Annotated in this window: 5 protein-coding genes; 1 reads left to right on the top strand and 4 read right to left on the bottom strand. The window is 61.8% G+C overall.

What is annotated here, in order from left to right; genetic code table 11:
- Positions 1-182: 182 nt before the first annotated feature.
- Complete coding sequence (locus ACW9HW_RS26985) at positions 183-623, bottom strand: cupin domain-containing protein (RefSeq protein WP_457402352.1); 441 nt, start codon at positions 621-623, stop codon at positions 183-185.
- Positions 624-805: 182 nt separating this feature from the next.
- Between ACW9HW_RS26985 and ligD the strand changes: the two genes are divergently transcribed.
- The gene (ligD, locus tag ACW9HW_RS26990) at positions 806-3,403 is read left to right on the top strand and encodes a DNA ligase D (RefSeq protein ID WP_457402354.1); all 2,598 of its coding nucleotides are present in this window, start codon (positions 806-808) and stop codon (positions 3,401-3,403) included.
- A 145-nt stretch (positions 3,404-3,548) separates the two neighbouring features.
- Here the strand turns inward: ligD and ACW9HW_RS26995 are convergent, their stop codons facing one another.
- The 3 genes from ACW9HW_RS26995 to ACW9HW_RS27005 all read right to left on the bottom strand — a co-directional run bounded on the left by ACW9HW_RS26995 (position 3,549) and on the right by ACW9HW_RS27005 (position 8,109).
- Entirely contained in the window at positions 3,549-4,223 is a 675-nt protein-coding gene (locus tag ACW9HW_RS26995; RefSeq protein WP_095193522.1) for a DUF3313 domain-containing protein, read from the bottom strand.
- 44 nt (positions 4,224-4,267) lie between these two features.
- Positions 4,268-5,536: an OmpP1/FadL family transporter gene (locus ACW9HW_RS27000; protein WP_457402356.1), complete on the bottom strand. Its 1,269-nt coding sequence runs from the start codon at positions 5,534-5,536 to the stop codon at positions 4,268-4,270.
- A gap of 233 nt (positions 5,537-5,769) precedes the next feature.
- A complete protein-coding gene (locus ACW9HW_RS27005; RefSeq protein ID WP_457402358.1) occupies positions 5,770-8,109 on the bottom strand; it encodes a TonB-dependent siderophore receptor in 2,340 nt (779 codons plus the stop codon).
- Positions 8,110-8,595 lie beyond the last annotated feature (486 nt).

An 8,595-nucleotide genomic window follows, 5' to 3' on the forward strand; every position in this document is an offset into this window, starting at 1 on the left:
GGCACATCCGGTATCAATGCCGACGGTCAGTCCGCTATCGCGGGCAAGCCCGCTCTCACAATGGGGCTGTGGTGTGAGCAAAACCCTGTGGGAGCGAGCCTGCTCGCGAAGAGGCCGGCACATCCGGTATCAATGCCGACGGTCAGTCCGCTATCGCGGGCAAGCCCGCTCCCACAACGCGGTCAACCTGATGGTTTTGGCACCAGAAAGGTCACACCAAAGCTCTCGGCGACTTCAAGTATCCGGGCCAGATCCTCAGGCACCTTGAACCGGTCCATCGCCGCAAAAAACTGCCCGCCACGCGGATCGGAGACCACGCCGATCATCTTCGCGGTGGTGCTGATGTTCTTGTAGGCATGGATCGCCCCGGCAGGGATATGCACATAACCCCCGGCCGAGACGGTGGTGGATTTGCCCTCGACCGTTACTTGAACCTGGCCGTCCACCACGTAAAACGCTTCATCCCACGGATGAAAGTGCGGTGGTGGGCCGCCCCCTTGCACGCCTTCCTGAATATGCATTTCAAAGGGTTTGCTCAGATCCCCGCCGGCCAGGACCGTAATTGCCTCGCCGACGACGCTATAGGGTTCCGGGGGGACTTCGATGACGTGAGTCGTGCGCATGATTGCTCTCCGGGGATGAAGCGGCACCCGCTGATTGTATGCCCTTGAAGGTCCGCCGGAAGCCGCACGCCGGGGCCGTCTGTCCGGGCGGTTTCACCGTCAATGGAATTTTTACGCACACGGCTCGCTCTGCTGAGGGAGAGACGCGCTGATTGCGCGTCCTGCAGCGATCAGGGTGAGCCATGAACAAGGACCTGGACGACTACAACCGCATGCGCGATTTTTCGGCGACGTCAGAGCCGGCCGCCGTCAAACGCACAGGCAGGAAAAACGCCAAGGATCATGCCTTGCAATTTTGCATCCAGAAGCACGACGCTTCGCGCTTGCATTATGACTTTCGCCTGGAACTCGATGGCGCGCTCAAGAGCTGGGCGGTGCCAAAGGGGCCGTCGCTGGACCCCAAGGTCAAGCGCCTGGCGGTGCATGTCGAAGACCATCCGATGGACTACGCCACGTTCGAAGGCAGCATTCCCGAAGGACATTACGGCGCCGGCGACGTAATTGTCTGGGACCGTGGCGTGTGGATCCCCCAGGACGACCCGGCCAAGGCATACGCCAAGGGCCGGCTCAAGTTCGAACTGCAAGGCGAAAAACTTGCCGGCTTGTGGAATCTGGTGCGCACGCACATGCCGGGCAAGCAGGAACAATGGTTCCTGATCAAGCATCAGGACGGCGCCGCCCGACCCGAAGAGGACTACGACGTGGTCGCCGCCGAGCCGAACAGCGTGCTCAGCGATCGTTCTATCGTGGCCAAGGCACCGAAGGCCGGCAAGTCCACCCGACCCAAGGCGGTGAAAAAGCCGGCTGCCCCGGCACGCAACGAAAAGTCTGCACCACTCACGGGTGCACACAAGGCCAGATTGCCGGTTCAGATCAAGCCGGAACTGGCGACATTGGTGGAAAAGGCCCCGGACGGCCAGTGGAGTTATGAGGTCAAGTTCGACGGCTACCGGATCATGGCGCGCATCGACCACGACGAGGTCAGACTCTTCACCCGCAACGGCCACGACTGGACTCACAAACTTCCCGGCCAGGCCAAGGCGCTGGCAGGACTGGGGCTGGAGTCGGCCTGGCTCGACGGCGAAATGGTGGTGGCCGACGAGCAGGGCGTGCCCGACTTCCAGGCACTGCAGAATGCCTTCGACGCCGGTCGCAGCGGCAGCATCCTCTATTACCTCTTCGACTTGCCCTACCTCAACGGCGTGGACCTGCGCGAGGTGCCGGTCGAAGAGCGCCGGGCGGCGCTGGCGACGGTGCTCAAAGCCAGTCAGGATCCATTGCTGCGCTTCTCCGACAGCTTCGGCGAAGACCCGCAGGCCTTGCTCAACAGTGCCTGTCAGATGCGCATGGAAGGGCTGATCGGCAAGCGCCTGGGTTCGCCTTATGTGTCCCGGCGCAGCGGCGACTGGATCAAGCTCAAGTGCAAGCATCGGCAGGAATTCGTCATCGTCGGCTTCACTGATCCCAAGGGCTCGCGCAGTGCCTTCGGGGCCTTACTGCTGGGCTTGCACGACCGTGACAGCGGCGAGTTGCGTTACGCGGGCAAGGTCGGCACCGGCTTCACCGAGGCCACTCTGGGCAGCATTCATGAGCAACTCAAACCGTTGCAGACGAAGAAACCGGCGGTCGCCAATCCCCCCGACGGTGCTGAAGTCAGAGGTGTGCATTGGCTCAAGCCCAGCCTGCTGGCGGAAGTGGCCTTTGCCGAAATGACCAAGGAGGGCTCGGTGCGTCATGCGGTGTTCCATGGCCTGCGCGAAGACAAACCTGCCAAAGATATTACCGAGGAGCGTCCGATTGCCGTGAAAACTTCCCCTGCAAAAAAACGCGCCGCATCCACGCCTGTCGCAACGCAAAAGAAAGCCGAACCTGCACCTTCGCAACTCGGTCTGGCCGCGGGCAAGGTACGCATCACTCACCCGGACCGGGTCATCGACGCCAGCAGCGGCACCACCAAAGTGCAACTGGCGGAATATTACGCCAGCGTCGCCGAGTGGATTCTGCCGCAGCTCAAGGATCGTCCGGTGGCATTGGTGCGCGCGCCGGATGGCATTGCCGGTGAGCTGTTTTTCCAGAAAAACGCCGAGCGCCTGGCCATCCCCGGCATCACTACCCTGGACCAGGCGCTCACGGGCCAGCCGATGATGGTCATCAACAATGCCAAAGCCCTGGTTGGCGCGGTCCAGATGAGTACCGTGGAGTTGCACACCTGGAACGCTACTTCGGACAAGCTCGACAAACCCGACCGCTTCGTCCTCGACCTGGACCCGGACCCGGCGCTGCCGTGGAAACGCATGATCGAGGCCACTCAATTGACCTTGTCGGTGCTTGATGAACTGGGGCTCAAGGCGTTTCTCAAGACCAGCGGCGGCAAAGGCATTCACCTGGTGGTGCCGCTGACCCGCAAACTCGGCTGGGATGAGGTCAAGGACTTCAGCCACGGGATTGTCAGCCATATGGCGAAGATGCTGCCGGAGCGTTTTTCCGCGGTATCGGGCCCGAAGAACCGGGTCGGGCGGATCTTCATCGATTACCTGCGCAACGGGCTGGGCGCCACCACCATCTGCGCCTACGCCGTGCGCACCCGGGAGGGACTGCCGGTGTCGGTGCCGATCTTTCGTGAAGAGGTGACCGAGCTCAAGGGCGGCAATCAGTGGAACGTGCACAACGTGCATGAACGCCTGGCGGAAGTGGGCGACGGCCCCTGGGCGGACATGAAGAAAACGAGGCAGACGATCACCGCCGAGATGCGACGGCGGGTCGGGATGAAAAAGGCCTGATCACACACCCCCAATGTGGCGAGCGAGCTTGCTCGCGTTCGACTGCGTAGCAGTCGCCAAAACCGGTCATTGCGAACCGTTTTTTGGGGCTGCTGCGCAGCCCAACGCGAGCAAGCTCGCTCGCCACATCAATCTACGGCCAGTGTTAGTGGATAAACGCCTGGAAGTCAGTCCCCAGTTTGTCGATGGCCGCCTTGAAATCCTGGGCGGTGATTTTCTGGCTTTCGTTCGAGAGCTGCTTGCCGAATACCTTGCGCACGACCTTGGCCACGGTCTGGTTGTTTTTCGTGTCGATGAACTCGGCTTCGATGAACAGCTCGGTGTCCTGGTCCCGGTGACCGGTGGCTGCCTGGGTCGCCCCGACCACGGCGGCGATGGGCACCACTTCATACCATTTCATGCCTTCGTTCGAGGCACTGACGCCGGTGATGGCCGCGCGCATGATCAAGGTTTTCGAGCCGGCCGGTGCGGCGCTTGCGCTGGTGACCACGCGGTATTTCTGCCCCAGCGTGGCTTTGGCCTTGTTGGTCATGTAGTTCTGAATATCCGTGAGCGTCTGCCGGTTGACGCGCTCATCGGGCTTGGGCGCCGGATAGAGTTCCAGCCGGTTGAACACCACGGTGTCATAGGCATTGGGGTTCCACGACGGACTCACCCAGCGCATCGCCGTTCCGCCGCTGGGGGTCGTGACTTCTTGCAGGTTGTTGTAGTTGGGCAGGAAGCCGGAGTACTGCTCCCGTTCGGTGACTTTCGAGGTACAACCACTGAGCAGCAGTCCGGTCAGTGCGGCGCCGACGAGCAAATTTCGGGACAGGTTCATGATGCGGTGTGCTCCTTGGATCAGTCGTTTTCGTTAGCGGGCGATCAGAAACGCCAGGTCATGTTCCCGGTCACGGCTTGAATCCAGGCATTGTCGAACTGACCGGAAGTTCGATTGCCCGATGCAGACTTGGTCTGGTCCACCGGCATGTCGCCGAGCCAGACCATGGCCCAACTGACGTTGACGTCAGTGTCCTTGTTCAGTGCATAGGTGGCGCCTGTCGCCAGCCGCCAGGATTCGGCCATGGGCACGGTGAAGGTGCGGTCGCCGTCCGACACGGCGCTGCTGTCGTAAGCCACGCCGAAGTTCCACAACAATTGCGGGGTGGCCTGAAATTGCGCGCCGAGCGACAGGTGCCAGGTGTCTTTGTAGTTGGCGTCGACGGTGGTCGAGCGGGCATCGTTGGCCGACGTGTCGACCTGGACGGCGATCTCGCCGAATTCTGACCAGTCCTGCCAGTTGACCGAGGCGAGCAAGGCCCACTGCCGGTCCAGTTGCTGGAACAGGCTCAAGGTGACAGTTTGCGGGACTGTCATGTCGAGTTGGGTCTGGGTGCCGTCCAGGCGTCGTAACAACGGGCCGTCGCCCTTGACGTCGAGACCGTCCTCGAACTCCAGATCGAGCTTGCTGGTGTAGGCCAGGCCAATGCGGGTGCCGGGCTGCGGGGCATAGATCACCCCCACGTTCGCGCCGAAGCCCCAATCCTTGTCCTTATATTTGAACTGGCCGTCGCTGCGGTCGGTGAAGCCGAACGGTGAACGGTCAATGGCGGTCTGGGCTTGCAGCATGCCGTACATGGCCTTGACGCCGACGCCTACCGACCATTGCTCATTGAAACGGTAAGCCACGCTCGGCACCAACGACAGTCCGAGCAGGCTGGAATTCTGCGCGAAGTAACGCCCGGACCATTCGTTGTCGTAATTGACCGCCAGGCCGAAATCGCCGTATTGGCCGAAGCCCACGCTCCAGTGATCATCCAGTTCATGGCTGATGAAAAAACTGCCGCCAGGCATTGGATCGAGGGCATTGCCACTGCCGCTGCCCGCGACGTTGGTGTCATCGTCGCGATCGAATTTGAGGTTGCCGTAGAGCACCTGCAAGCCACCGGTGATCTGCGTACCCGCCAGGTAACTCATACCGGCCGGATTGCTGGCAATGGTGGATGGACCCTGGGCGCGTGCTGCGGCACCGGCGTTCGCCAGGCCGGCGTTATCGGTGCCGATTTCGTAGAGCATGATGCCGCCAGCCCAGGCGTGCTGACAGCACAAGGCGAGAAGGGCTACGACGGGCAGAGCAGATACTTTTTTCTGCATGGTGTCGGTACCCGGAAACCGTCCCCCGACGGCTCCGCAAAAGTGGTGTCCCCGCGAAAAGAGCGTAGGTTCAAATCGATAAAAAGCCAGTAAGCACCGTGCATCCTGTGGGAGCGAGCCTGCTCGCGAAGAGGTCATCCCATCCAGCATTCATGTTGACTGACCCACCGCTTTCGTCGGAACGCCGCCCGGAGCCGGCTCGCTCCCACAGTTGGATGTTGTCAGTCGAGTGATTAAAACCGATAGTTCAGGCCCAGGGTCAACGAGCGTTCCGGCGCCGGTTGGCGACCCCATGGGCTGGTGTCGATGCCACGGAAGTAATACTCGCGGTTGAACAGGTTGCTGACCCCGGCCGAGGCGGTCAGGGTGCTGTGGTCCTGCAGCTTGAATTCCCGTTCTATCGCGGTATTCCACACCCAATAGGCCGGGAGCTTGCCCACGGATGCGGTCGCGTCTTCGTCACCGGAATTGGCGGCATCGGTGTAGGCGCTGCTGACGAACAGGCCGTCGAGGCTGTAGGTCCAGTGTTCGGCGAAGCGGTAACGGCCATCGATATTGAATTGATTACGCGAGGCGTACGGTACCTCGTTGTCCTTGAAATCGCCGTTGCGCTGCCTGGCATCGAGGTAGGCGTAGCTGGCGTGCAGGTCCAGATCGGGCAGCGCCGACGGGGTCCAGAACACTTCGGTTTCGATGCCCTGGTGACGGGTGCTGCCGAGGTTGACGAAGCGGTCGGTGGTGGCGTTGTAAACGATCTGGTCGCTGAAATCGATGCGGTACACACCGAAGTCCACGCGCAAACCTTGCCACGGCGTGTAACGCACGCCCGTTTCATAGTTCCAGGCCAGTTCGGCGCCGACGTCGCCTTCCTTGACGATCTGCGTGACCTGCGGCGGGCGCAGGGATTTTTGCGCGTTGGCATAGACGAACCAGTCATCGCTGGCCTGGAAGCCAACGGTCAGGCCCGGCAGCCATTCCTCGGACTTGTTCTCGTGTTGGAAACCGGTGATGCCGTCGTCGTAGTTCATGGTCGCGTTTTCATAACGCACGCCCGGGGTGATGGTCAGGCGGTTGTCGAACAGGCCGATGGCGTTGCTGAGGTAAAACGCCTTGGCCTCGTCGTCGAAGGTCCAGTCGCGGAACGGCGTGGTCTTGCCCGTGGCCAGGCTTTGCCGGTTGACCTTGTAGTCGATGTCTTCACGCACGTAACGCGCCCCCAGCAACCAGGTCTGGCTGAGTCGGTCGCCGTCGATGCTCATGCTCAGGCGCGGTTCGCTGCCCCAGACCTTGAAGTCCCGCGGGCCGTCCTGCCTGGTCACTGCCGCGCCGTCCGGGGTGAAGGGCAGGCCGACCACGAAATTGCGGTAGCTGTTGTGGGCGAAATTCGTCCAGCTGAACTCCACCGAGTCGAACGGCCCGATGGCGCCGAGCTGTTGCGTGTACGTGCCCCAGACCCGGTCGGTGTCGCCTTCGAAACGGTCCAGCGGCCGGGTCGACTGGCGCGGATCGTCCTTGTAGTCCTTGACGCTCAGCGCACCGGCCAGGTCCATGTCGGCCTGGTAGCGCTGCACGCCGAAGCTCAGGTCGCGGTCATCGTCGATGTTCCATTGGCCGCGCAGGCGATAGTTCTGGATATCGCTGTCGGAATGTTCGCGGGCGGTGTCGCCGTTGAGGGTGTTGAGGTCCAGTTGCAGGCCGAAATTGTCGGTCAGATAGCCGCCGGTGCCGAGGTAGGTGTCCCACAGCTGGTGGCCGCCGGCGTTGAAGGTGGTGCGCTCCTGCAGGGTGGTTTCCCACTCCTTGGGGATCGGCTTGCTGATGAAGTTGATCACCCCGCCGACGTTGTTCGGGCCGTATTGCACGGCAGCACCACCGCGCACGACATCGATGCGGTCGACCGTGGCCAGGGTCACCGGGAACAGCGACAAACCGGTCTGGCCATAAGGCGCCAGGGCCAGGGGAATGCCATCGGACAAGGCCTGCACCCGGCCGCTGCGGCTTTCATACAGGCCGCGCACGGAAATCTGCGGCAGGGCGCCGGTGCCTGTTTCATCGAAGATCTTTACGCTCGGTACCCGTTGCAGCGCATCGTCCACGCCACGCACGCTGGCTTTATGCAGGTCGGCTTCCTTGACCATCGAACGGCTGCCGGCGTAGGCGAGGACTTCCGGGTCGGTCGCGCCGCCGAGCACATCGCCACGGATCACCATGGGGGCGATGTACTCGACTTCGGCGGGCTTGATGGCGACGGGCTCCGGTGTTTGAGCCGGGACGATGACGAAGGTGTGCTCGTCGCGCACCTGGGTTTTCAGGCCGCTGTGGTCGAGCAATTGCGCCAGGGCCTGCTGTGGCGTGTAGCTGCCCTTGAGCGCCTTGGTGGTTTTGCCAAGCGTGATGTCGCTGGCAAAGATAATCTGCACCGACAATTGCCGTGATAGCGCATTGAGCGCCTTGTCCAGGCGGGTGCCCGGCAGGTCAAGTTCAACCTTTTCCTGCGCGTGAGCCGTTGCCCCGAGGGCGAGCAACAGGCTGGCGGCGAGGGCGGACAGTGGCAAAGGCCGGCGGTGCTTCATGGACGGTGTTCCTTGGAAAGTGAGGGCTGTACTGACTAGCCGCCACGAGCGCGGGAAAACCCTACCTGTGTCTTTGAAGTTTTTTTGCTTGTGGTGGGTGCTTTGGGTGTGCAGATGGATTGGATCGGGTGTATATCCAATGCTTCGGTAACGGCCGCTTAGGGTTTCGCTTTTACGGCGAGTCACTTGGAGAAGCGCCGATGGAGGTCGTCACAGGTTGACGGACAGGCTCAGGGCGTGGGGTGGCGTCCACCGCAAAAGCAAAAAGCGAGGCGGCCTAGTAGCCGACCTGATTGCATGCTTGTCCGCGATCCTCTTGTGGGAGCGAGCCTGCTCGCGAAGACGGTCTGGCAGCCAACCTGATTTTAGCGGGTGCAGTCGTACCCCTGGAGCAATGCTTGCTCGCGATGAACGCCCAGACAGCGCGATCCTCCAGACAGGGCGCGTTATCGTTGACGTCCTTCGCGAGCAGGCTCGCTCCCACAG

Source organism: Pseudomonas sp. SDO5532_S415, from assembly GCF_054071155.1.

Bases quoted from the DNA above. Each gene is read 5' to 3' on its own strand.
- ligD (WP_457402354.1), top strand. From the start codon at position 806: ATGAACAAGGACCTGGACGACTACAACCGCATGCGCGATTTTTCGGCG.
- ACW9HW_RS26995 (WP_095193522.1), bottom strand. From the start codon at position 4,223: ATGAACCTGTCCCGAAATTTGCTCGTCGGCGCCGCACTGACCGGACTG.
- ACW9HW_RS26985 (WP_457402352.1), bottom strand. From the start codon at position 623: ATGCGCACGACTCACGTCATCGAAGTCCCCCCGGAACCCTATAGCGTC.
- ACW9HW_RS27005 (WP_457402358.1), bottom strand. From the start codon at position 8,109: ATGAAGCACCGCCGGCCTTTGCCACTGTCCGCCCTCGCCGCCAGCCTG.
- ACW9HW_RS27000 (WP_457402356.1), bottom strand. From the start codon at position 5,536: ATGCAGAAAAAAGTATCTGCTCTGCCCGTCGTAGCCCTTCTCGCCTTG.